The following is a 23,383-nucleotide window of genomic DNA, read 5'->3' on the forward strand; positions in this document are numbered from 1 at the left end:
AAATCAGACAAACAGGGGCTTTCCGTCCCTATCAAGGTCCACAGTATTGGGGCGCCACACGTGAAGGCTCTCGTTCTTTCCGGGGGAGCGGGGACCCGCCTCCGTCCGATCACCCACACCTCCGCCAAGCAGCTCGTACCGGTCGCCAACAAGCCGGTGCTCTTCTACGGCCTGGAGGCGATCGCCGACGCCGGTATCACCGAGGTCGGGATCATCGTCGGCGACACCGCGGACGAGATCCGTGAGGCGGTGGGGGACGGATCCCGGTTCGGCATCGAGGTCACCTACATCCCGCAGGAAGCGCCCCTGGGGCTCGCGCACGCCGTGCTCATCGCCCAGGACTTCCTCGGCGACGACGACTTCGTCATGTACCTCGGCGACAACTTCATCGTCGGCGGCATCACCGGCCTGGTGGAGGAGTTCCGCACCGAGCGGCCCGACGCGCAGATCCTGCTGACCAAGGTCCCCAACCCCACCTCCTTCGGTGTCGCCGAACTCGGCGCCGACGGCCGCGTGGTGGGCCTGGAGGAGAAGCCGAAGCAGCCGAAGAGCGATCTGGCCCTCGTCGGCGTCTACCTGTTCACCCCGGCCATACACGAGGCGGTCCGCTCCATCGAGCCGTCCTGGCGCGGCGAGCTGGAGATCACGCACGCCATCCAGTGGCTGATCGACGAGAAGCGGGACGTCCGCTCCACCACGATCTCCGGCTACTGGAAGGACACCGGCAACGTCACCGACATGCTGGAGGTCAACCGGTCCGTCCTGGAGACCCTGGAGCCCCACGACGCGGGCACGGTGGACGAGGCCAGCGAGATCATCGGCCGGGTGCGCATCGAGGAAGGCGCCCGGGTCAGCGGCAGCCGGATCGTCGGGCCCGCCGTCATCGGCGCCGGTACGGTGGTCAACGACGCGTACATCGGTCCCTTCACCTCGGTGTCCGAGGGCTGCCGGATCGAGGACAGCGAAATCGAGTACTCCATCGTCCTGCGGGGCGCGTCCGTGACCGGCGTGCGCCGGGTGGAGGCCTCGCTCATCGGGCGCGACGTCGAGGTCACGCCCGCCCCCCGTAACCCCAAGGCCCACCGGCTCGTGCTCGGTGATCACAGCAAGGTGCAGATCTCCTCATGACTACCAGGATCCTGGTGACCGGCGGTGCCGGCTTCATCGGCTCGCACTACGTCCGTACGCTGCTCGGCCCCCAGGGCCCCGGTGACGTCGCGGTCACCGTCCTGGACAAGCTGACGTACGCGGGCAACCCGGCCAACCTCGACGAGGTGCGCGAGCACCCCGGGTTCGCCTTCGTGCAGGGCGACATCTGCGACCCGGAGCTGGTCGGCAAGCTGATGGCCGAGCACGACCAGGTGGTGCACTTCGCCGCCGAGTCCCACGTCGACCGGTCCATCGACGGCGGCGCGGAGTTCGTCCGCACGAACGTGGTCGGCACCCACACGCTCGTCGACGCCGCGCACCGGGCCGGCGTCAAGACCTTCGTGCACATCTCCACCGACGAGGTCTACGGCTCGATCGACGAGGGCTCCTGGCCCGAGACCCACCCGCTGGAGCCCAACTCGCCCTACTCCTCGGCGAAGGCGTCCAGCGACCTGATCGCGCTGTCCTACCACCGCACCCACGGCCTGGACGTCCGCGTCACCCGCTGCTCCAACAACTACGGGCACCACCACTTCCCCGAGAAGGTCATCCCCCTCTTCGTCACCAACCTCCTCGACGGCAAGAAGGTCCCGCTGTACGGCGACGGCGGCAACGTCCGCGACTGGCTGCACATCGACGACCACGTCCAGGGCATCGAACTGGTCCGCACCAAGGGCCGCGCGGGCGAGATCTACAACATCGGCGGCGGCACCGAGCTCTCCAACAAGGAGCTCACCGAGCTGCTCCTGAAGGCGTGCGGCGCCGACTGGGAGACCAGCGTCGAGTACGTCCAGGACCGCAAGGGCCACGACCGCCGCTACTCCGTCGACTGCACGAAGATCCGCGAGGAACTCGGCTACGAGCCCCGCAAGAGCTTCGAGCAGGGCCTCGCCGAGACTGTCCAGTGGTACCGCGACAACCGCGCCTGGTGGGAGCCGCTGAAGGAGCGCGCGGCGCTGAGCTGACGCCGCCACCCGTCTCACGCGGGCCCGGGACCGTCCCGGGCCCGTTCAGGCATTTCCCGCGCGCCCCGGATCCCGCCCGGGGCCCGCGCCATCCGGCACGGAGGACAGGAAGAGGGATGAACCCGACAGAGGAACAGGGGAACACGCCGGCCGGCTGGCTGGTCACCGGGGCGGGCGGGATGCTCGGCCAGGACGTGCTGGCCCGGCTGGCCGCGGCCGGGGAGCGGGCCACCGCCCTGGACCGGGCGGCGCTGGACCTCACGGACGCCGACGCCGTGCGGCGGGCGCTCGAGCACCACCGGCCGGCCGTGGTCGTCAACTGCGCCGCCTGGACCGCCGTGGACGACGCCGAGACCCGCGAGGCCGAGGCGCTCGCGATCAACGGCGACGGCCCGGCCCACCTCGCCGCCGCCTGCGCCCGCACCGGCGCCGTCCTGCTCCACGTCTCCACCGACTACGTCTTCGCGGGCGACGCCACGACGCCGTACGCCGAGGACGCCCCCACCGCGCCGCGCAGCGCCTACGGCCGCACCAAGCTGGCCGGCGAGCAGGCCGTCCTGAAGACCCTCCCCGACAGCGGTTACGTCGTGCGCACCGCCTGGCTGTACGGAGCGGGCGGAGGCAACTTCGTCCGTACGATGATCAAGCTGGAAGGCCTCAAGGACACCCTCGACGTCGTCGACGACCAGCGCGGCCAGCCCACCTGGAGCGCCGACCTGGCCGGCCTGCTGGTCGAGCTGGGGCGGGGCGCCCTGGCCGGTACCGCCCCGGCGGGCGTCTACCACGGCACCAGCTCCGGCGAGACCACCTGGTACGGCCTCACCCGCGAGATCTTCCGCCTGCTCGGCACCGACCCGGACCGGGTCCGCCCCACCACCAGCGAGGCGTTCGTCCGCCCCGCCCCCCGCCCGGCCTACAGCGTGCTCGGTCACGAGCGCTTCGCCACGGCCGGCATCGAGCCGCTGCGCGACTGGCGCGCGGCCCTCACCGAGGCGTTCCCGGAGATCCACCGGGTCCACGAGAAGGAGAACCCGGCGTGACAGTCAAGGTCAGCGTCGTCATCGCGGTCTACAACCCGGGCAAGTACGTCGAGGACTGCGTCAACGGCCTGCTCCGGCAGAGCCTCACCCCCGACGAGTTCGAGGTCTTCTTCGTCGACGACGGCTCCACCGACGAGACCCCCGCCCGGCTGGACCAGCTGGCGGCCGAGCACCCCCACTTCCACGTCATCCACCAGGAGTCCTCCGGCTGGTCCGGAAAGCCCCGCAACACCGGCATCGACGCCGCCCGCGGCGAGTACGTCATGTTCGTCGACCACGACGACTGGCTCGGCGACGAAGCCCTCGAGCGGATGTACGACTACGGCAAGGCGAACGAGGCCGACGTGGTCGTGGGCAAGATGGCGGGAATCGGCCGCCCGGTCCCGCAGGAGCTGTTCCGGGTCAACCGGCCGCGCGCGACGGTGGAGAACGCGCCGCTGATCGACAGCCTCACCCCGCACAAGATGTTCCGGCGGGAGTTCCTCCAGCAGCACGACATGCGCTTCAAGGAGGGCCGCCGCCGGCTGGAGGACCACGTCTTCGTCGTCGAGGCCTACCTGCGGGCGAAGAGCGTCGCCGTCCTGGGCGACTACCTGTGCTACTACCACATCACCCGTGACGACGGCTCCAACGCCGGCTTCCAGCGCTTCGACCCGGTCGGCTACTTCGCCAACCTCCGCGAGGCCCTCGACGTGGTCGAGGAGCTCACCGAGCCCGGCCCGCTGCGCGACAAGCTGTTCAGCCGCTGGCTGCGCAACGAGATGGTCGAGCGGCTGCGCGGCAGCCGGCTGCTCAAGCTCCCCGAGGACTACGCCGAGGAGCTGTACCGCGAGATCCGCGGGGTGGTCACCGAGCGTTTCGGGCCGGGCGTGTTCAAGCGGGTCGCCCCCACCCAGCGGGTGGTGGCCGGACTGATCGCCGCCGACCTCTACGAGGACGTCCGCGCCCTCGCCCACTGGGAGGCCGGGATCAAGCCCACCGGCACACTCGACTCCCTGGCCTGGGAGGACGGCGTCCTGAACATCGGCTTCACCTCCGAGTACCAGGTCGACGGCGAGCCGATGATCTTCCGCCGGGAGGACGGGCGCGACCTGCTCGGCCTGCCGCTCTCCGAGAAGGCGCTCAAGGCGCTGGCCGACCAGGACATCTCCCTGGCCGCCCCGGTCGACAAGAGCGACGTGGACCTGGTGGTCCGCCACCGCGAGACCGCCACGCAGTACTACCTCCCGGTCGAGTGCGAACCGCACCGCCTGGACGCGGGGGACGGCTCCTTCCGGCAGCGGATCACCACGCGCGCCGTCCTCGACCCGGAGACGGCGGCCGCGGGCAAGCCCCTGGACAAGGGCCTGTGGGACCTGCACCTGCGCATCAAGTCCTGCGGCTGGAGCAAGGAGACCCGGCTCGGCGCGGTGCGCGGCGAGGACGTGGACGCCGGACGGCTGGCCGCGCTCACCGGTGAGCCGCGGCGGCTGGTGCTGCCGTACTGGACCGACGGGCCGGGCAACCTCTCCCTCGACGTCGACCAGCACACGAACAAGCTGGAGCGCGAGGCGGTGGCCCTGATGGACCCGGCCCGGGCCGTGGTCGAGGGCTCCACCGTGCGGCTCCCGCTGCCGCTGCACGGCACGGCGGACGCCGGGGACCCGGTACGGCTCCGCTTCGAGCGCAAGAACGTGGGCAAGTACCCGGCCGACGCCGTGACCGACGGCCGTACCGTGACCGCCACGCTGCCGCTGGAGGAGCTCACCGGCAAGCGCTGGGCCGTCCGGATCGGCGTGCCGTCGGCCGGCCGCGGCGAGGCGAAGTGGACCCGGCTCCCGGTCGACGTGGTGGTCGCCGCCGACGGCACCGCCCGGGTGATCGACCGGCACACCCCGCCGGCCGGGAAGAAGCCGGCGCCGAAGCAGCCCGCCCGGCCCCGGCCCCTGTGGCGCCGGGCCGCCGGCCGGGTCAAGCGCGCACTGATGAACGAGCAGAAGAAGAGCTGAGGACACCTTCGATGCGACCCCTTTCCCTCTCCGGTGCCTGGGTGCACGAGCCGAAGATCTTCCCCGACGGCCGGGGCAGCTTCCACGAGTGGTTCAAGGCCCCGGTCTTCACCGAGGCGGCGGGCCACCCGCTGACGCTCGCCCAGGCCAACATGTCCGTCTCCAGCCGGGGCACCCTGCGCGGCATCCACTTCGCCGACGTGCCGCCCGGCCAGGCCAAGTACGTCAAGTGCGTGCGCGGCGCGGTCCTCGACGTGATCGTGGACATCCGGACCGGCTCGCCCACCTTCGGCCAGTGGGAGGCGGTCCGCCTGGACGACCGGGACCACCACGCGGTCTACCTCTCCGAGGGCCTCGGCCACGGCTTCATGGCGCTCACCGACGACGCCACCGTGGTCTACCTCTGCTCCGAGGGGTACGCCCCCGAGCGGGAGCACGGCATCCACCCCCTCGACCCGGCCGTCGGCATCGACTGGCCCGCCGAGCTCACCCCGCTGCTGTCCGCCAAGGACGAGCAGGCCCCCACCCTGGCCGAGGCCCGCGACCAGGGCCTCCTTCCCTCCTACGAGGCGTGCGTGGCCTACCGGGAGGGCCTCGGCCGCTGAACCGTCCGGGTCGGGCCGGCCTCCCGCGGGGGCCGGTTTGACCCGTTCGGCCACGGCCCGTAACCTTGACCGTCGGCGTGTCCATCGGGGCCGCCACGTCCCCGTAAACCTCTTCCTTCCGGGTGCTCCGGTGTCCGGGAGAGGTCGTCCGTGTTCTTGGCCGGGCGGCTGGCCTGCGGGGATGCCGTTCTTCGAGTGAGAGTGAGATCCGCGTGTACGCCATCGTGCGCAGCGGTGGCCGCCAGCACAAGGTTGCTGTCGGCGACATCGTTGAGGTTGACAAGATTTCCACCGCCAAGGTGGGCGACACGGTCGAGCTCTCGACCCTGCTCGTCGTCGACGGCGACGCTGTGACCAGCGACCCGTGGGTGCTGGCCGGCATCAAGGTCCAGGCCGAGGTCGTGGACCACCACAAGGGCCAGAAGATCGACATTCTGCGCTACAAGAACAAGACCGGCTACCGCCGTCGTCAGGGCCACCGCCAGCAGTACACGGCGATCAAGGTCACTGAGATCCCCGCGGCTGCGAAGTAAGGGACTGAGGAGACATGGCACACAAGAAGGGCGCATCGTCCACCCGGAACGGTCGCGACTCGAACGCCCAGCGGCTCGGCGTGAAGCGCTTCGGCGGTCAGGCCGTCAACGCGGGTGAGATCCTGGTCCGCCAGCGCGGCACCCACTTCCACCCGGGCGCCGGCGTCGGCCGCGGCGGCGACGACACGCTGTTCGCCCTGCAGGCCGGTGCGGTGCAGTTCGGCACCCACCGTGGCCGCAAGGTCGTGAACATCGTTCCGGTCGCCTGATCGGAAGCTTTCGCGAGGCGGACCTCACTTCCCGGTCGGGAAGGCGGGTCCGCCTTTCGCGTGTTAAGACAACACATCCCTGATACGTCTCTGGAGGCACCCCACCATGACCACCTTCGTGGACCGCGTCGAGCTGCACGTCGCCGCGGGTAACGGAGGCCACGGCTGTGCCTCCGTCCACCGTGAGAAGTTCAAGCCGCTCGGCGGACCCGACGGCGGGAACGGCGGACGCGGCGGCGATGTGATCCTCACCGTCGACCAGTCCGTGACGACCCTCCTCGACTACCACCACTCCCCGCACCGCAAGGCCACCAACGGCAAGCCCGGCGAGGGCGGCAACCGGTCCGGCAAGGACGGGCAGGACCTGGTCCTCCCCGTGCCGGACGGGACCGTCGTCCTGGACAAGGCCGGCAACGTGCTCGCGGACCTGGTCGGGCACGGGACGTCGTACATCGCCGCCCAGGGCGGACGCGGCGGGCTCGGCAACGCCGCACTCGCCTCCGCGCGCCGCAAGGCGCCCGGGTTCGCGCTGCTCGGCGAGCCGGGGGACCTTCAGGACGTCGTCCTGGAGCTCAAGACCGTCGCCGACGTGGCGCTGGTCGGGTACCCGAGCGCCGGCAAGTCGTCGCTGATCTCCGTGCTCAGCGCCGCCAAGCCGAAGATCGCCGACTACCCCTTCACCACCCTCGTCCCGAACCTCGGTGTCGTCACCGCCGGGTCGACCGTCTACACCATCGCCGACGTGCCCGGCCTCATCCCCGGCGCCAGCCAGGGCAAGGGTCTCGGCCTGGAGTTCCTGCGCCACGTCGAGCGGTGCAGCGTGCTCGTGCACGTGCTGGACACCGCCACGCTGGAGTCCGACCGCGACCCCGTCTCCGACCTCGACATCATCGAGGAGGAGCTGCGGCAGTACGGCGGTCTCGGCGACCGCCCCCGCATCGTCGTCCTCAACAAGATCGACGTCCCCGACGGCAAGGACCTCGCCGAGATGGTCCGCCCCGACCTGGAGGCACGCGGCTACCGCGTCTTCGAGGCGTCGGCCGTCGCCCACATGGGGCTGAGGGAGCTGTCGTTCGCGCTCGCCGGGCTGGTGGCCCAGGCGCGGGCGGCCAGGCCCAAGGAGGAGGCGACCCGCATCGTCATCCGGCCCAAGGCCGTGGACGACGCCGGCTTCACCGTCACCCGCGAGGACGTCGACGGGGAGCCGCTGTTCCGCGTGCGCGGCGAGAAGCCCGAACGCTGGGTCCGCCAGACCGACTTCAACAACGACGAGGCCGTCGGCTACCTCGCCGACCGGCTCAACCGCCTCGGTGTCGAGACCGAGCTGATGAAGGCCGGCGCCCGCTCCGGTGACGGCGTCGCCATCGGCCCCGAGGAGAACGCGGTCGTCTTCGACTGGGAGCCGACCGTCATGGCCGGCGCGGAGATGCTCGGCCGGCGCGGCGAGGACCACCGCTTGGAGGCGCCCCGCCCGGCGGCCCAGCGGCGCCGGGACAAGCAGGCCGAACGGGACGAGTCGGAGCGGGAGTACGACGACTTCGAGCCGTTCTAGCCGGTGCGGTGACGGCGGGTGAGGTCGTGGTGAACACCCGGGCAACCAACGGGTGCTCCGGCCGGTCGTACTGAACGGCAACCCGACCGGTTCTACGACAGGACGCCCGCCATGGCCGCGCCTTCCCCACGCCACAGGAACCTCACCCGCCCCGCCCGGATCGCGCTCGCGACCGGTGCGGCACTCGTCGTCGCCGGCACCCTCGCGGTGCCCGGCGCGCACGCGGCGCCCGCCGGGGCACCGGCCGCCGGCGCCGCGCAGCCGCGCGACGACTTCAACGGCGACGGCTACGCCGACCTCGCCGTCGCCGCGCCCACCGCGACCGTCGCCGGCAAGAAGGGCGCCGGTTACGTCGCCGTGGTGTACGGGTCGGCGAGCGGCCTGCGCACCGCGACCAGGCAGGTCTTCCACCAGAACACCGCCGGTGTCCCCGGCAGCGCGGAGACGGACGACGAGTTCGGCAGCGCGCTCACCACCGCCGACGTCGACCAGGACGGCTACGCCGATCTCGTCGTCGGCGTCGGCCGCGAGGACACCGCCGACGGCGGCGAGGACTCCGGGCTGGTGGAGGTGGTGTGGGGCGGCCCCCAGGGGCTGTCCGGCGGTGCCGCGCTCGCGTCGGGGGGAAACGCGTACGAGGGCCTCGGAGCCGCCGGCCACCTGACCACCGGGGACGTCGACGGCGACGGCGCCCCGGACGTCGTGACCGTCGAGAACCTGCACGACCTGCGGATCCTCAAGGGTCCCTTCGGCCGGGACGGCGCCCATGCGGGCGGCGAACAGACGGTCAGGGACGTGTACGACAGCCGGATCCTCGACCTCGCCGCCGGTGACGTCAACGGCGACGGCCTCACCGACGTCGTCGCCACCGAGAACGACGGCGACGAGTACGACGCCCGCCGGGTCGTGTACTGGCTGGGCGACCGCACCGCGCTCAACCCCTTCACCCTCGTCTACGACATCGACGGCGCGGGCCTCCAGGGCGGCGAGAACCTCGACGTCGGGGACGTGAACGCCGACGGGTACGACGACATCGTGGTCGGCCGGGCCGTGGACGGCTACGACAGCGACCTCGACAACCCGTACGTCAAGGGCGGCCGGGTCACCTGGATCCCCGGCACCCCGGAGGGCCCCGACGGGGTGAAGGCCGTCTTCCTCAACCAGGACCGCCCCGGTGTGCCCGGCACGGCCGAGGACGACGACGCCTTCGGCACCGACGTCCACATCGGCGATGTCGACGGCGACGGCTACCAGGACGTCGTCACCGGAGTGCCCGGCGAGGACCTCGGCGGCGTGTCCGCGGCCGGCGCCGTCGTCGTCCTGCGCGGCACCGCGCACGGGCTCACCGGCGCCGGCGGCCTGACGGTCACCCAGAACACCGCGAACGTGCCCGGCACCGCCGAGAGGAACGACAGGTTCGGCGGCGCCACCCACCTCGGCGACACCGACGGCGACGGGCGCGCCGACCTCGTCGTCGGCGCGCCGGGGGAGAACTCCGGCGCCGGGTCGGTGTGGTACTTCCGCTCCACCCCGACGGCCGTCGCGGGGAGCGCCGGGACCTTCGGCGCGGGCACCCTCGGCACGGTGGCGACCGGGGCGGGGCTGGGCACCGCCTTCACCGGCTGACCCGTACGGGCGCCGGCGGCCGTCGCCCGCCGCTCACCCGGCGGACCCGTCGTGGCCACGGGATGTTCCCGTGCCGCGGCGGGTTTCCCGTTGTCCCCCTGCTTGTCATGCACGCGAACCTCGGTGTTCAGCGGACGGACCGCCCGGACCGCGAACTTCCCACTGTCCGAGTGTCGTACGAGGCAGGGGAGTTCGCCCGATGTCCGGAGCATTCCAGCCCGACCGCCGCCGCGTCCTGACCGCCGGTGCCGCCGTACTCGGCGCCGCCGCATCCGCCCAGCTGTGGCTGCCGGCCACCGCGCACACGGCCGAAGTGAAGCTGCCCGACGGCGTGTTCAGCCTGGGGGTGGCCTCCGGCGACCCGCTGCCCGACGGGGTCGTCCTGTGGACCCGGCTCGCCCAGGACCCGCTGAACGGCGGCGGCATGCCCGGCCGCACCGTGGCCGTGGAGTGGCAGGTCGCCCAGGACGCCCGCTTCAAGAAGGTCGTCCGCCGGGGCGTCGCCCCGGCCCGGCCCACGTACGGGCACAGCGTCCACGTGGACGTACGCGGGCTGAACCCGGACACCACGTACTGGTTCCGCTTCCGTGCCGGCGGGCAGCTCTCGCGCGTCGGCCGCACCCGTACCGCGCCCGCCCCGCACAGCTCCGGCGGCCGTCTGAAGGTCGCGCTCGCCTCCTGCCAGAACTGGCAGCAGGGTTACTTCACCCCGTACGCCGACATGCTGCGGCAGGACCCGGACGTCGTGGTGTTCGTCGGCGACTACATCTACGAGTCCACGCCCTCGGCGACCGGCGTACGACGCCACGAGGGCACCGGTGAGCCGTACAGCCTCACCCAGTACCGCAACCGGTACGCCCAGTACCGCTCCGACCCGGACCTCGCGGAGATGCACGCGAACGCGCCCTTCGTGGTCACCTTCGACGACCACGAGGTCGACAACGACTTCGCCGGCGAGATCCCGCAGGACCCCGACAAGCAGGCGCACGACCCGTTCGTCGCCCGGCTGACGGCCGCCTACCAGGCGTACTACGAGCACATGCCGGTCCGTGCCACCGCCGTCCCCGACGGCCCGCACATCCGGATGTACCGCCGGCTGGAGTTCGGCCGGCTGGCCCGGCTCAACGTGCTGGACACCCGCCAGTACCGCAGCGACCAGGCCACCAGCCAGGAAGGCGCCCAGGACCCGTCGCTGACCATGCTCGGGGCCGCGCAGAAGCGCTGGCTGGTCGACGGGCTGCGCGACTCGCCGGCCCGCTGGAACCTGATCGCCTCGCAGATCATGATGGCCGAGACCGACATCCGGGTCGGTGAGGGCAAGCTCTGGTACTACGACGCCTGGGACGGCTACCAGGCCGAACGCAACGCGCTGCTCCAGGAGTTCCGGCGGGTCAGCAACCCCGTCGTCCTCACCGGTGACCGCCATCTGACGATGATCAGCGACCTGAAGGCGGACTTCGCCGACCCGGGGTCGGCGGTCGTGGGCGCCGAGTTCGTCGGTACGTCCATCTCCAGCAACGGTGACCAGGACCATGCCGCGTTCCGCGCGCAGTGGGACCCGCTGCGCGCGGACAACCCGCACTGGAAGCTGCTCGACGCCCACCGCGGGTACCACCTGTTCGACATCCGCCGCGACGGCATCGACGCGCGGGTGCGGGTGGTGGACACGGTGCTGCGGCCGCAGTCCACGCCCAGCACGCTGGCCGCGCTGCGGGTGGAGGCGGGGCGGCCGGGCGTGCACCTGGTCTGAGCGGGGCGGGGGTGGGGCGCGCGGCCCGGCGTCTGCGGGGTGCCGTCGCGCCCACCCGTGCCGCTGGGGGCACCTCCCAGGCCCTTAAGGCACTGGGGGAGGCACGACTTGCCCGCGGCTGGGTGGGGCGGGCGCTCAGGTGGGTCCCAGGCTGCTCTCACCGGATCCTCAGTGAGCCGCCCTACCGTGCCTCGGCATGGACACCGACTGTACGAGAGAAGAACTCCGCGTCCCCGCCCTCCCCGCCGGTACCCGGCTGCTGCACATCGGGCCGCACAAAACCGGCACCACCGCCGTCCAGGGCGCGCTGTTCGCCGCGAAGGAGGAGATGGCGCGGCACGGCGTCGACTTCCCGGCGCACAGCCGGCACCCGATGGAGGCCGTCCTCGCCGCCTGCGCCCGGCCCGCGATGATGGGGGACCCCGTCCCCACCGAGAGGCACTGGCGGCGGCTGCTGGACCAGGTGGCGGCCACCGGGGAGCGCACCTCCGTGATCAGCAGCGAGTTCTTCGCCGACGCCGAGGACGACGCGACGATCGCCCGGATCGTCGAGCAGCTCGGCGGTGCGGACAGGGTGCACGTCCTGGTCACCCTGCGGCCCCTGACGCGGATCATGCCCTCGCAGTGGCAGCAGTACGTGCAGAACGGGCTGCGGCTGGGCTACGAGCCGTGGCTGGAGCACATGCTCCGCCGGGCCCCGTACGACAGGCCCACCCCCAGCTTCTGGCGCCGGCACCGGCACGACCGGCTGGTCGAGCGGTGGGCCGCGGCGACCGGTCCCGGCCGGGTGACCGTCGTCGTGGTCGACGACCGCGACCGGGACGCGCTGATGCGCACCTTCGAGGCGCTCCTCGGGCTGCCCGGGGGACTGCTGCGGCCGGTCCCGGAGACCGCGAACCGTTCCCTCACCCTCGCCGAGACCGAAATGCTGCGGCACCTCAATAAGGAATTCCGCGGCAATGAGCTTCCGGAAGAGTTCTATTCGAGGCTGGTACGGCACGGCGCGATCGCACATATGAAGAACGCGTGCGGTCCCACCCCGCGGGACGTGAAGATCCGTACTCCGCAATGGGCCCTGGAGGCCGCCTCCGGGATCGGCGCCGAGACGGCCGCGCGGATCGGCTCCCTGGGCGTACGGATCCTCGGCGACCCGGAGGCGCTGTCCCGCGTACCGGCGTCCGGGGGACAGGCGGGCGAGCCGCGGCTCGCCCCCGAGGTGGCCGCGCAGGCCCTGTTCGGGATGCTCACCGCGGTCGCCGCGACGAACGGCACCGGCAAAGGGCGTACTGTTCACCGGACATCGTCGAAGGAACTGGTGAAGGTCCTCGGCCACCGCTGCCTGAAACGGCTGCGCCTGCGCTGAGCCGACCGGGTGGTGTCCCGCCTGTCACGCACAGCAATGACATAACTCCTGTGGAGTTACTCACAAGAATTCACCGCGGGTCCCTGGAACCCCCCACGGGGCACCAGGAGTCCTAGGTGAATGACAGGTGGCGCGCACATATGCGGCAGAGGTCGCTCACCTTGCACTGCGGTAACCCCAAGTGGGACCATTTCGAAGTTCCCTGTCGCCCCAAGGTAGGTCACCTGTGTCCCAGCACATAGCCAAGCCCCGTACCACCGCAGTGATCCTGGCCGGCGGTACCGGTCAGCGGGTGGGTCTCTCGATCCCCAAGCAGCTGCTGAAGATCGCCGGCAAGGCAGTCATCGAGCACACCCTGACCACCTTCGAGAAGGCCGACTCCATCGACGACATCATCGTGCTGATGGCGCCGGGATACGTGCCCGACATCGAGAAGATCGTCGCCAAGGCCGGGTTCACGAAGGTCACCAAGGTCATCGAGGGCGGCTCGACCCGGAACGAGACCACGGAGCGGGCCATCGCCGCGCTCGGCGAGGGCCTGGCCGAGGGCGAGGACCGCAACGTCCTCTTCCACGACGCCGTGCGCCCCCTGCTGTCGCAGCGCGTCATCGACGACTGCGTGAGCGCGCTGGAGCGCTACCAGGCCGTCGACGTGGCCATCCCGTCCGCCGACACCATCATCGTCACGCGCACGCACGGCGAGGACGGCGAGTTCATCACGGAGATCCCGGACCGCTCCCGGCTGCGCCGCGGCCAGACCCCGCAGGCCTTCAAGCTGTCCACCATCCGCCGCGCCTACGAGGTCGCCGCGAACGACCCCAACTTCCAGGCCACGGACGACTGCTCGGTCGTGCTCAAGTACCTGCCGGACGTGCCGATCCACGTCGTGGCGGGCGACGAGTACAACATGAAGGTCACCCAGCCCGTCGACGTCTTCATCGCCGACAAGCTCTTCCAGCTCGCCTCCACCGCCGCGCCCGAGCAGGTCTCCGAGGAGGCCTACCGGAAGCTGCTCACCGGCAGGACCATGGTGGTCTTCGGCGGTTCGTACGGCATCGGCAAGGACATCGCCGAGCTCGCCGAGTCCTACGGCGCCACCGTCTACGCGCTGGGCCGCTCCACCACCGGCACCCACGTGGAGAACCCGGAGGAGGTCGACGACGCGCTGTCCAAGGCGTACGGCGAGACCGGCCGCATCGACTACGTCGTCAACACCGCGGGCGTGCTGCGCATCGGCAAGCTCGCCGAGACCGACAACGCCACCATCGAGGAGGCGCTGAAGGTCAACTACCTGGCCCCGGTGCAGATCGCCCGCTCCGCCTACAAGTACCTCGCCGAGACCAAGGGACAGCTGCTGCTGTACACCTCCAGCAGCTACACCCGCGGGCGCGCCGAGTACAGCCTGTACTCCTCGACCAAGGCCGCGATGGTGAACCTCACCCAGGCCCTGTCCGACGAGTGGGCCGGTGACGGCGTCCGGGTGAACTGCATCAACCCGGAGCGCACCGCCACGCCGATGCGCACCAAGGCTTTCGGACAGGAGCCGGCGGGCAGCCTGCTCTCCTCCGAGGCGGTCGCCCGGACCTCGCTGGACGTGCTGCTGTCCGAGCTCACCGGCCATGTCATCGACGTACGGCAGCAGGACCCGACGGCGGGCGCGGCGCGGGCCACCGGCTTTGAGCAGGCGCTGGCCGCGGTGTTGGACCGTCAGGACGGCGTGTAATAATTGCCGCCAAATAGTCTTCCGTAATTCAGGCCTCCACGGCCTCCTGTTCACGTAGTCAGTCGACGGGAGTTCGCGGGGGCCTGAATCCGTACCTCCTGAATTGCGCACAGGCACAAAAACCGGCACTCCCCCCTCCAAGAGCAGGTTATCCGTGATATCCACCGCTATTCGCGTCGCCCGGGTGGGCAGCGCGGCCGAGCTGGCCGCGGCGGTCCTCATGTTGCTGGGCTTCCCCTGCCTCATGCTGGCCGCGCTCGTCCCGAGCATCCCCGCCTTCGCGGCAGCGGCCGCAGTGACGTACCTGGCGGACCACTATCTGCACCGCAAGGGCAGCTACCTGGTCAACCGTCTCAGCAAGGTACGGGCCGGCCTGTCGATCCGCTTCCTGATCCGACAGCTCCTGCTGATCCTGCTGCTGGCCCGCCTGTCCCTCGCGGACAACCTGATCTACTACGGGGCGATCGCCTGCTTCATCGCCTTCTACGGTCTTCAGGCCCCGCACGGCGCGCTCACCACGCTGATCCGCAACCGCCGCCGGATGCCGGTCGCCACCCGCAACGTCGACCTGGCCTCCCGCATCCGCATCCCGGACGCGCCGCCGAAGGTGCTGCTGAACCGGCCCGCGGAGAAGATGCTCCACCTCGACCTCGCGGCGGTCGTCGGCATACTCCTCGGCGCCTTCCTGGAGTCGGCCGCCGTCGGCTACGCCGGCATCGGCGTCACGGTGGCCGCGGGCGTCCTGTACGTCCTCGCCCTGCTGCCCTACGTGCGCGGCCGGAAGACCCCGCCGACCCCGGAGAAGGTGCTGGACGCGGTCGACGGCTGGCTGCGCGAGTACCGCCCGGAGACCGTGCTGTACTTCTCCGGATCCAAGGACTCCGCCTACCAGGTCAACATGTGGCTGGAGACCATGGAGCAGCTGGACACCCGTCCACTGGTCCTGCTGCGCGAGCGGGTCATCCTGCAGAACCTGGCGCCCACCACGGTCCCCGTCGTCTGCGTGCCCGGAGGGGTGCACCTGATGAACATGGACCTGTCCACGGTGCGGGTCGCGCTGTACGCGGCGAACGTCGGCAAGAACATCCACATGCTGCGCGTGCCCACCATGAAGCACGTCTTCATCGGCCACGGCGACAGCGACAAGCTCGCCAGCGTCAACCCGTTCAGCAAGGTCTACGACGAGGTGTGGACGGCCGGCCGCGCGGGCCGCGACCGCTACGCCATCGCCGACGTCGGTGTCCGCGACGACGACATCGTCGAGGTCGGCCGCCCCCAGCTGGCCCCGATCCGGACCTGGCAGGGCGTCCCCGGCGACCGCATGCCGACGGTCCTGTACGCCCCCACCTGGGAGGGCTGGGACGACAACCCCGGCAACACCTCGATCCTGCTGGCCGGCGAGAACATCGTGAAGAAGCTGGTCGAGGCCGACCCGGCGGTGCGGGTCCTGTACAAGCCTCACCCCTTCACCGGCACCCGCAGCGCGAAGGCGAAGGCCGCCCACCAGCGGATCACCGCGCTGATCGAGAAGGCCGCCGCCGCGCGCGCCGCCGATCCGCGCTTCACCGTCGACACGGCGGCCCAGAGCGAGGCCAGGGCCGAGCTGGCCCGCATCGAGGCCCGGCTGGCCGAGCTGACCGGCGGCACCGAGAAGGGCGACGAGGCCGAGGCCTCCCGCGACGGGGTGACCGACGTGGCCCGGTACGAGGAGACCGCCCGGCTGCGCGCCGAGTGGAACACCGCGTACTGGCGCTCCTTCCCCGACTGGGAACACCGCGTCATCACGGGCGCCGAGCCGCGGCTGTACGACTGCTTCAACGTCTCCGACGCGATGGTCTCCGACATCTCCAGCGTGGTCTCCGACTTCATCGCCAGCGGCAAGCCGTACGCCGTCACGGACTCCGCCGGGCTGGGCGTGGAGGAGTTCAAGCGGCAGAACACGGCGGTGCGCGCCGCGGTGATCCTGTCCAACGGGGCGAAGGAGCTCGGCGGGCTGCTCGACGCGGTCCGCGACCCGGCCGCCGACCCGCTGGCCGGGGACCGGGAGGAGCTCAAGCGCTACCTGCTCGGCCCGGACGAGCCGAAGTCCATCGACCAGTTCAACACCGCGGTCGCCCAGCTCGCGCTGAAGGCCGAGGCGCGCAACCTCGGCCAGGAGTCCCGGATCACCACCGGCGGCCCCGACGTGGAGCTGGCGGACGCGGTGCCCGTGCCGCGGGCGTCGGCGGCGGGTGAGGCGGACGGCGTCGACGCCGTCTGACCCGCCCGGCGGGCTCGACAGGGCCCGGTTCCCGAGGAGTTGATCCTCGGGGACCGGGCCCTGTCGCATACCCGACGGGGCGACGGCGGCCCTGTGACGTGGACCACTAAAACAGGTGTCCGAGGCAACCCCCTGCCTCGAACATCCGTCTGACAAGTAGCGAATGAGGTGATACGGGGGGCTATTCACATGAACAGGGGGAAACGTGACCGTGGCGCAGCCTGATGTCACCGTGATCATCGGGGCGTACGAAGCGATGCCGTATCTGGTCGAGTGCCTCGCCTCCGTGGAGGCACAGACCATCGGCCCGGAGCGCATCGAGGTCATCGCGGTCGACGACGGCTCGACCGACGGCACGGGGGAGTACCTGGAGGAGTTCGCGGCCCGCACGCCCATGCCGGTCACCGTGCTGAGGCAGAAGAACTCGGGCGGCCCCAGCGGCCCGCGCAACGTGGGCCTGGGCAGGGCCACCGGGCGCTACGTCTTCTTCCTGGACGCCGACGACCGGCTGGGCCCCGAGGCCCTGGAGCGGATGGTCTCCATGGCCGACCGGGCCGGCACCGATGTCGTCCTGGGCCGGGTCGAGGGCGTCAACCGGGGCGCGCCGAAGTCCATGTGGGGGAAGACACTGGAGCGGACCGACGTCTACTCCTCCCACATCAAGTTCACGCTCAGCGCGCAGAAGCTGTTCCGCCGCGCGTTGCTCGACCGGCACGGCATGCGGTTCGACGAGTCCCTGTTCACCGGCGAGGACGCGCTGTTCACCATGGAGGCCTATCTGCGGGCCGACGGCGTCTCCGTGATCGCCGACTACACCTGCTACTACCTGGTGGGCCGCGACGACGGCAAGCACGTCACCAGGAGCGGCGGCTACACCCTGCGGTTCGACTCCGCCCGCGCCCTGATGAACCTGATCGCCGGCCTCGTCCCCGAGGGCCCCCGCCGCGACCTGCTCATGGTGCGGCCCTTCACCGTCACCCTGCTGCCCCAGTTCGGCCCCCGGTTCCTCAAGGACACCGACGACGTCCGGCGGCGCAAACTGGAGCTGGCGCGGCCGCTGATGGACGTCCACTGGACCGAGGGCGTCGCCCGGCTGCTGAAGACCGAGGAGCGGCTGCGGCTGCACCTGGTGGCCGGGCAGCGGCTGGAACTCCTCCTGGACGTCCTCCGGTTCGTCCAGGAGAAGAAGCAGCCGCAGGCCCTGCTGGAGCGCCGGGGCCGCCGCGTCTACCTCGCCTACCCGCACTTCCGCGACCGCGCGGCCGGCATCCCCGACTCCGTGTACCTGGCCACCCCGCGCGAGGCCCGCGCGGTCCCCGGCCACCGCGCGGGCGGCACGGGCTCCGCACTGCGCCGGGTCGCCCGCAGGGCCCGCCGCCTGCTGACCCCGACGGCGGCCTGAATTCCAGCCCCTCCGGCGTGTGAGGAGCGGGGTCCGGGGCGGAGCCCCGGGTTCGGGACGGGAAGGGGCGGCGGGGGCGAAAACCCTCCTGCGCTTCGGCCGTGGTGTTACGCGGGGCGGGACGGCCGGTGCGGGATGAGTGTGACGGGCGCCGGCGTACCGGTGGTCTGATGGCGCTGGCCGGGGAGTTCCGCGGCGAGGCGCCGGGGAGCACGGGTGCGATGGGCCTGTGCCGCCGCGCACAGGGCCTGGACGGCCGCGGCGAAGCGCCGCTGGGACGTCGGGTCGGCCGGGCCCAGCAGGCGGAGCTTCAACTCCGCGCGGGCCGGGGCCAGCTCGTCCTTCTCCGGGGCGCGGACCGACTCCAGCAGGGCCGGCACCCCGGCCGCGTCCGGCGTCAGCACCGTCGCCGCCGCCACCGTCGGGAACGCCGCACGGAACGCCTCCTCGGGCAGTCCGCTGGTGTTCGCCACCGCGTACGGCTTCTCGCTCGCCAGGAAGTCGCTGATCACGCTCGACACATCACTGATCAGCAGGTCGGCGACGTCGAAGCAGGAGTACAGCTCGGGGCGGGCGTCCGTGACGACCTGGTGCTCCCACTCCGGCAGCGACGCCCAGTACGCCTCCTCCCAGGCCGCCTTCGCCCGCGCCACCGCCTCCGCCCGGCCGGGCTCCGGCGCGGACTGCACCAGCATCCGCTCGACCTGGTCGGCGCCCGCCCGGAACGCGGCCGTGGTGAGCCGGTCCAGCTCGGCGGTGCGGCGCGCCAGTTCCCCCGACGGCGCGGGACGCGCCCCGGACCGCTCCCGGTTCGCCGCCCGGATCAGCTCCCGCATCCGCCGGTCGGCGGCGCCCGCCCGCGGATCCACCGAGCCGGTCAGCGGGTGCGGCTTGTACAGCAGCCGCACCCCCGGGTCGGCGAGCAGCGCCCGCACCAGGTTCTCACCGGCCGCGACCACCGACGTGTTGCCCGGGTTGCCGTCCCAGCCCTCCCAGGTCGGCGCGTACAGCACGGTGGTGTACGCCCCGGTGGGCGGACCCGCGTACGGGCGTACGGCGTCCAGCTGCGGGCGCCCGATCTCCACCACGTCCTTGTCCTCGACCCCCACGTCGGCCAGCGCGTACCGCTCGCGCGCCGCCGGACCGGCCACCCACACCTCGTCGTACGCCTTCGCGTACGGGTTGCAGGACGAGAGCTTGTCGCTCTCGCCGTGGTTGACGAAGGTGTGCTTGATCGTGGGGATGCGCAGCACCTGGGAGGTCTTGCCGGAGTTCGACGGGTGGATGAGCACCTGGAGCGTGGACTGCTCGAGACGCATCAGCGTGGACACCTTCGGCAGGCACACGACGGGGATGTCGGTCGCCGCGATCCTCGGCACCATGAACCGCTCCCGCAGCACGATCACCGGCCGCCCGCCGAGCCCCGCCAGCGGCTCCAGCCACATGTTGGCCTGGTAGGCGGAGGACGGGCCGCCGGAGAAGTACAGGCCGACCGTCGGCCGGTACTCGGCCAGCCACGCGTCGAACCAGTCGAGCACCTCCTGCTCGCCCGCCGGACGCCGCCCCGGCAGCAGCCGCAGCAGCAGCGCGCCCAGGCCAGCGGCCGTGAGCAGCAATGCCAGCGCGACACCGGCCGCCGCGTACCGGGCGTCGTCGGTGACCGCCGTCGCCGTCAGCCCGGCCGTGGCGGGCAGGCCGAACACCAGCAGCCGGTGGCCGGGGCGGCGCAGCAGCACGTGCGGGGCGGGGGACAGGCGCAGCGCCGAGGCGTCGATGTTGCGGGTCAGCACCGGCAGCGTGCGGGTGCGGCGGACCAGCACGGACACCGCCTGGACCGCGCAGTGCAGCGCGTAGAAGGCGAGCAGCCCGGCGACCAGCGGGGCGTACTGCGTCTCCCGGTGCTGCTCGCCGAGCCGCAGCAGGCCCACCACCAGCAGCAGATCGCGCAGCACATGGCGGACGGTGACGTCCGCGTGCGACTTGGCGAACAGCGCCACCATGCCGGGCTGCCACCGGTACAGCACGCCCTCGACCGCCAGGGACACGGCGGTCGAGACGAGCAGCAGCGGCACATGGGGGCGCAGCGCGGCGACGGCCTGCGCGGCGACGGCGGCCGACAGGAGGGCGAGGACGAGCAACTGGGCGGCGGTCCGCCGCCGGGGGGACGAGGGTTCGGGCACTGCGGTCACTCCAGGGTCGACGCAGAAGCGGGCGCCCGGGTTAACGCGCGCCCACCTCCGGACGACACGCGGGTGTCCTCGTCGTGGGGAGTGACCAGGGGGCTGTGGCCCCGGGACCCTACTTCCGGCCTCCCTGCAGCGCCCGGCGCAGGGGAGCGCCCACCACGCGGCGGGCCCGGCGGTACACCGACGTGGTCGCCGGCCCTGCCGCGTACCCGTGCGCACCGGACCTCGCCCGGTCCAGGTCCCGCCTCAACCGGGTGTTCTCCTGGGTCAGTTCGCCCACCCGGTTGTTCAGCCAGCCCATGCGGGAGGCGAGGGAGGCGAGGTCGGTGTCGATCCAGGGGCGCACGCCCGGCGGGAAGTCCAGCGAGCGCAGCTTCTTCTCGAAGGCCGCGCCGCCGTCGCCGTGCGAGAAGGTGTTCTCCAGGCCGTTGCGGTCCAGGAACGCCGTGAACCGCTCGAACCGCTCGTGGTGGTTGCCCGTGAGCGCGCTGAGGTCCGTCTCCTCGTACAGCCGTGCCGGGTCGACGTCCTCGGGCAGCTTGTCGATCCGGCGGTGCGGGATCTCGAAGTAGCGGCACAGCTCCAGCGTCCGCGAGTCCGCGCACAGCACGGTCGCGGGCGTACCGGCCAGCAGCGCGGCGATGTTGCCGTGGATGCGGGAGCCGAAGGAGTAGTCGAAGTCCCGCAGGTCGTCGATCCAGGTGACCGGGTCGACGTAGACGCGGGCCTTGTCCTCCCGGTACATCGGGTGGTCGGGATGCGTCGGCATCGCGGTGACCTTCCCGTTCGGGTCGGACAGGTCCCGCCAGTGCAACTGCTTGGCGTCGCTGAGGTTCTGGCCTATGAACCGCAGGTTCGGGTAGCGGGAGTGGGCGCGCGAGATGATCCGGTCCATGCCGAGCCTGCGCACGGCGCTGTGCGAGCCGTTGATCGCTATGCGCGAGTCGGCGGTCAGCGCCTGCGTCCGCTTCTGTACGACGAGTTCCTTGCCGTACATGAACAGCGACGGGCAGCCGATCACCTCGACGTCGCGGAAGCCCATGTCCTTGAGGTACTTCTCGGTGAACTCGCCCCGCACGCCGATCGAGGCGCTGTGGTCGAGCACCGCGGAGACGAAGGCGCGCACGGACGGCTCCATCGGCTTCAGCCGGTCCGGGTTGTAGTTCAGCCCGGTCTGCGCGCCGACCCCGAGGACGACCACGGGGATCCTCAGCCGGCCGATCAGCCGCGTGAGCCGCTTCAGGCCCGGCTCGAAGGACGGGCGGAAGGCGTTGGCGAGCGGGACGACGAAGGCGTCGTACTCCTCGTTGATGCGCGCCGCCGCGGCCACCTCGGTCCGCATCTCGTTCGAGACCACCTCGGTACGGGGCGTCTCGAGGATCTTGTGCGCGGCATCGCTGAAGATCAGGTTGCCGGAGTTGGTGGCGATGACGTCACGGTGGAGGGCCTCCTCCACGGACAGGACGTCGTAGGGGCTCTTCCCCGATCTCAGGAGGATGCGTTTCTTGCCGCGAACGTTGTGTGACACGGCATTCAAAATACGTTTACTGAACGTTTGATTTCTATGGGTGCCCGGCGCAACCTTTTCACCCGGCGCGGTGCGTGAGTGAACGGTCACGGTGCGCGTGTCCGGAGGCTGGAACGGCCGAGCGCCGGACGATCCGCTTCGCGTAGATTGCCTGACGGGTGATCGACCGACGTGAGGGACGGGCGGCAGGGTGACAGGGGCAAGGCAGGCCGTGGGCGAGGCACGCAGGATCGTCGTCAAGGTCGGCTCCTCGTCGCTGACCACCGCGGCGGGCGGTCTGGACGCCGACCGCGTGGACGCGCTCGTCGACGTGCTGGCCAAGACCCGCAGCGGGGGAGAGCGGGAGATCGTCCTCGTCTCCTCCGGTGCCATCGCCGCCGGACTCGCCCCGCTGGGCCTGCGCCGCCGCCCCCGGGACCTGGCCCGGCAGCAGGCCGCCGCCAGCGTCGGCCAGGGGCTGCTGGTCGCCCGCTACACCGCCTCCTTCGCGCGCTACGGCGTCCGGGTCGGACAGGTGCTGCTGACCAGCGACGACATGAGCCGCCGCGCCCACCACCGCAACGCCTCCCGCACCCTCGACAAGCTGCTGGCGATGGGCGCGTTCCCGATCGTCAACGAGAACGACACCGTCGCCACCGACGAGATCCGCTTCGGCGACAACGACCGGCTCGCCGCCCTCGTCGCCCACCTGGTCCACGCCGACCTGCTGGTCCTGCTCTCCGACGTGGACGGCGTCTACGACGGCGACCCCAGCCGCCCCGGCACCTCCCGCGTCGCCGAGGTCAGGGGTCCCGGGGACCTCGCCCACGTCGAGATCGGCAGCGCCGGCAAGGCGGGCGTCGGCACCGGCGGCATGGTCACCAAGATCGAGGCCGCCTCGATCGCCGCCGCCGCCGGCATCCAGGTGGTGCTGACCAGCGCGGTCCACGCCGCCGACGCCCTCACCGGCGGCGACACCGGCACCTACTTCCACCCCACAGGGCGCCGCTCCGCCGACCGGCTGCTGTGGCTCCAGCACGCCTCCACCCCGCAGGGCTCGCTCACCCTGGACGACGGCGCGGTCCGCGCGGTCGTCCAGGGCCGCAAGTCGCTGCTGCCGGCCGGGATCGCGGGCGTCGAGGGCGAGTTCAGCGCGGGCGACCCGGTGGAGCTGCGGGACACCGAGGGGCGGGCGGTGGCCCGGGGGCTGGTCAACTTCGACGCCAAGGAGATCCCCCTCCTGATCGGCCGCTCGACCCATGAACTCGCCCGGGATCTCGGACCGGAGTACGAACGTGAGGTCGTACACAGGGACGATCTGGTGGTCCTGCATCCGTAATGCGCCGAAACGTCCGCCCGCGGTGGTGGACGTTCCGCGAAAGTGCCCCGCGAGCCACGGCGGCCTGCTCAACTTTGTTGCGAGGACACATCCGCCCGACCACCGGGTGGGTCCGCGCGTGAAGGA

At 71.5% G+C, this 23,383-nt stretch carries 17 protein-coding genes; 15 read left to right on the top strand and 2 right to left on the bottom strand.

The features are described from left to right. The first annotated feature begins 60 nt into the window (after positions 1-60). The 14 genes from ACF1DX_RS02035 (at position 61) to ACF1DX_RS02100 (ending at position 18,225) form a co-directional block, all read left to right on the top strand. Entirely contained in the window at positions 61-1,128 is a 1,068-nt protein-coding gene (locus ACF1DX_RS02035; RefSeq protein ID WP_391789313.1) for a glucose-1-phosphate thymidylyltransferase, read from the top strand. Continuing rightward, a complete protein-coding gene (gene rfbB, locus ACF1DX_RS02040; protein WP_391789314.1) occupies positions 1,125-2,114 on the top strand; it encodes a dTDP-glucose 4,6-dehydratase in 990 nt (329 codons plus the stop codon). Before ACF1DX_RS02035 ends, rfbB begins: the two co-directional genes overlap by 4 nt. Positions 2,115-2,230: 116 nt before the next feature. Next, positions 2,231-3,154: a dTDP-4-dehydrorhamnose reductase gene (gene rfbD, locus ACF1DX_RS02045; protein WP_391789315.1), complete on the top strand. Its 924-nt coding sequence runs from the start codon at positions 2,231-2,233 to the stop codon at positions 3,152-3,154. After that, positions 3,151-5,142, top strand: coding sequence for a glycosyltransferase family 2 protein (locus ACF1DX_RS02050; RefSeq protein ID WP_391789316.1), 1,992 nt, complete (start codon positions 3,151-3,153; stop codon positions 5,140-5,142). The genes rfbD and ACF1DX_RS02050 overlap by 4 nt, the downstream gene beginning before the upstream one ends. An 11-nt stretch (positions 5,143-5,153) precedes the next feature. Continuing rightward, entirely contained in the window at positions 5,154-5,747 is a 594-nt protein-coding gene (rfbC, locus tag ACF1DX_RS02055) for a dTDP-4-dehydrorhamnose 3,5-epimerase (protein ID WP_030858151.1), read from the top strand. 212 nt (positions 5,748-5,959) lie between these two features. Beyond that, positions 5,960-6,280, top strand: a complete 321-nt coding sequence (rplU, locus tag ACF1DX_RS02060; RefSeq protein WP_004931419.1) for a 50S ribosomal protein L21 — start codon at positions 5,960-5,962, stop codon at positions 6,278-6,280. 14 nt (positions 6,281-6,294) lie between these two features. Beyond that, complete coding sequence (rpmA, locus tag ACF1DX_RS02065; RefSeq protein WP_003976205.1) at positions 6,295-6,549, top strand: 50S ribosomal protein L27; 255 nt, start codon at positions 6,295-6,297, stop codon at positions 6,547-6,549. Positions 6,550-6,655: 106 nt separating this feature from the next. After that, the gene (gene obgE, locus ACF1DX_RS02070; RefSeq protein ID WP_391789317.1) at positions 6,656-8,101 is read left to right on the top strand and encodes a GTPase ObgE; all 1,446 of its coding nucleotides are present in this window, start codon (positions 6,656-6,658) and stop codon (positions 8,099-8,101) included. A gap of 111 nt (positions 8,102-8,212) precedes the next feature. Continuing rightward, complete coding sequence (locus tag ACF1DX_RS02075) at positions 8,213-9,727, top strand: VCBS repeat-containing protein (RefSeq protein ID WP_391789318.1); 1,515 nt, start codon at positions 8,213-8,215, stop codon at positions 9,725-9,727. Positions 9,728-9,926: 199 nt separating this feature from the next. Beyond that, complete coding sequence (locus ACF1DX_RS02080) at positions 9,927-11,477, top strand: alkaline phosphatase D family protein (RefSeq protein ID WP_391789319.1); 1,551 nt, start codon at positions 9,927-9,929, stop codon at positions 11,475-11,477. A 196-nt stretch (positions 11,478-11,673) separates the two neighbouring features. Then, positions 11,674-12,840, top strand: a complete 1,167-nt coding sequence (locus ACF1DX_RS02085) for a hypothetical protein (RefSeq protein ID WP_391789320.1) — start codon at positions 11,674-11,676, stop codon at positions 12,838-12,840. Between the two features lie 226 nt (positions 12,841-13,066). Then, positions 13,067-14,563, top strand: coding sequence for a bifunctional cytidylyltransferase/SDR family oxidoreductase (locus ACF1DX_RS02090; protein WP_030858165.1), 1,497 nt, complete (start codon positions 13,067-13,069; stop codon positions 14,561-14,563). 184 nt (positions 14,564-14,747) lie between these two features. Further along, positions 14,748-16,823 carry a hypothetical protein gene (locus ACF1DX_RS02095; RefSeq protein WP_391789724.1) on the top strand — a complete coding sequence of 692 codons (2,076 nt, stop codon included), beginning with the start codon at positions 14,748-14,750 and terminating at the stop codon, positions 16,821-16,823. A gap of 205 nt (positions 16,824-17,028) precedes the next feature. Further along, complete coding sequence (locus ACF1DX_RS02100) at positions 17,029-18,225, top strand: glycosyltransferase family 2 protein (RefSeq protein WP_391789321.1); 1,197 nt, start codon at positions 17,029-17,031, stop codon at positions 18,223-18,225. Positions 18,226-18,332: 107 nt separating this feature from the next. Here the strand turns inward: ACF1DX_RS02100 and ACF1DX_RS02105 are convergent, their stop codons facing one another. Both ACF1DX_RS02105 and ACF1DX_RS02110 read right to left on the bottom strand, forming a co-directional pair. Beyond that, positions 18,333-20,405, bottom strand: a complete 2,073-nt coding sequence (locus ACF1DX_RS02105; protein ID WP_391789322.1) for a hypothetical protein — start codon at positions 20,403-20,405, stop codon at positions 18,333-18,335. 118 nt (positions 20,406-20,523) lie between these two features. Further along, positions 20,524-21,939, bottom strand: a complete 1,416-nt coding sequence (locus ACF1DX_RS02110; protein ID WP_391789323.1) for a polysaccharide pyruvyl transferase family protein — start codon at positions 21,937-21,939, stop codon at positions 20,524-20,526. Between the two features lie 211 nt (positions 21,940-22,150). Between ACF1DX_RS02110 and proB the strand changes: the two genes are divergently transcribed. After that, positions 22,151-23,257 carry a glutamate 5-kinase gene (gene proB, locus ACF1DX_RS02115; RefSeq protein WP_391789725.1) on the top strand — a complete coding sequence of 369 codons (1,107 nt, stop codon included), beginning with the start codon at positions 22,151-22,153 and terminating at the stop codon, positions 23,255-23,257. The last annotated feature ends 126 nt before the right edge of the window (positions 23,258-23,383 follow it).

Source organism: Streptomyces sp. NPDC014676 (assembly GCF_043084105.1).
Taxonomy (GTDB): domain Bacteria; phylum Actinomycetota; class Actinomycetes; order Streptomycetales; family Streptomycetaceae; genus Streptomyces.